This is a genomic window from Alkalibacterium sp. s-m-28 (assembly GCF_054658175.1).
This window is the reverse complement of the sequence record NZ_BAAGIQ010000188.1, coordinates 1-1,595: the sequence shown is the minus strand read 5'-3', so window position 1 is coordinate 1,595 and position 1,595 is coordinate 1. Positions and strand designations below refer to the sequence as shown.

The 1,595-nt window shown below is 35.9% G+C and carries 1 protein-coding gene and 1 pseudogene; both read left to right on the top strand.

What is annotated here, in order from left to right:
• Positions 1–128: 128 nt before the first annotated feature.
• Positions 129–482 (top strand): annotated as a pseudogene (locus ACYQ4S_RS11835) (carbohydrate ABC transporter permease); the annotation flags it as partial.
• A complete protein-coding gene (locus tag ACYQ4S_RS11830) occupies positions 482–1,297 on the top strand; it encodes a carbohydrate ABC transporter permease (RefSeq protein ID WP_459771339.1) in 816 nt (271 codons plus the stop codon). The pseudogene ACYQ4S_RS11835 and the gene ACYQ4S_RS11830, both read left to right, overlap by 1 nt.
• Positions 1,298–1,595 lie beyond the last annotated feature (298 nt).

The window sequence follows — 1,595 nt, the reverse complement described above, 5'->3', positions numbered from 1 at the left end:
AATTTCTGGAAAAAGTCATCCCTTGCGCCAGCAATTGACTTTTTTGGAAATTTTAATGAAAACTACTTGTGATAAAAGTAACAACCTATAAAACCTATTTATTCTAAGTTTTATGCAACACTAGTGATATTGCTTATTTACAAGGAATCCCTAAAGAGTTAATTGAGTCAGCGAATATTGATGGCGCGACACCTTTTCAAAAATTCCGCTATATTATATTTCCACTGATTGCACCAGGTTTCACTGTTTCAATGTTCTTGACTCTATCCAACTCATTTAAGATTTATGACCAAAACCTTTCGTTAACAGGGGGCGGCCCGTACAATTCAACCCAAATGGTTGCGATGAACATTGTTGACACGGCTTTTTCAAGTAATCAAATGGCTTATGGGCAATCTAAAGCTGTCATCTTTTTCATCATCGTTGCGGCCTTTTCGCTTTCCCAAGTGTATTTCAGTAAGAGAAGAGAGGTCGATTTATAATGAAGCAAGATAAACGATACCTTATATTAGAAATATTCAGCATCTTACTCGGGTTAATTTGGATATCGCCGTTTTATTTAATGTTGGTTAACAGTATTAAAGCACCAAGAGATATCTTTGCAGGCGTGTTAGCACCGCCTACAGAATTTAATTGGAATAACTACGTTCAGGCCTTTGATGACTTAAATTTTATTCAATCGTTTTTCAACTCTCTCATTATAACAGTAGCGAGTGTAGCGATTATCATACTCTTTTCATCAATGGCTGGTTATGCATTAGCTCGTAATAAGACGTGGGTCAGTAACGCGATTTTACTCTTGTTCGTTGCGGCTATGCTTATCCCATTCCAGTCAGTTATGATTCTTTTAACGTCACTCTTTGGACAAGCTGGTATGTTAAATAGAGTGGGACTTATTTTTATGTATCTAGGCTTTGGCTGTAGCTTGGCCATATTTTTATATCATGGGGCAATGACACGAGTATCTGTTTCCTTAGATGAAGCAGCTATTATTGACGGAGCCAATAAGTTTCAGATTTTCTGGAAGATCGTTTTTCCATTATTAAGTCCTATCTCCGTAACGGTAGCGATTTTAAACGTGATTTGGATTTGGAATGACTATCTCTTGCCCTCACTTGTTTTAAGTAGGCAAAATGAAACCATACCTATTCGAATGTTTTACTTTTTCGGTCAGTATACTAGACAGTGGCATCTGGCTTTAGCAGGTTTAACTATTGCGATCATTCCAGTTATCATCTTTTACTTTAGTGCTCAAAAAAGTATTATTGAAGGGGTAACAGAAGGAGCCGTGAAATAATAGAAAAGGGGGAGTTGGAGAAATGGGAGCGAAACTATATGTAAAGTTATATGAATTATCGAGATTATTGTTAAATTTCTTTCTCTTTAATGTCATTTGGTTCATGCTGACTATTCCTATTTGGATTATAGGGATACAGCTAATGTTAACGGAAGATTTAGAAAACTTATATACTCAAGTTTCGCACCCTTAAGAACTCCGTTCTATCCTTTACATCATAAGGATTATTTAGATTAATCAGCTTAAAAGTAAAGAAAAAGACAGCTCTCTTTGGTAAAATGTGAGTCACAACCAACAT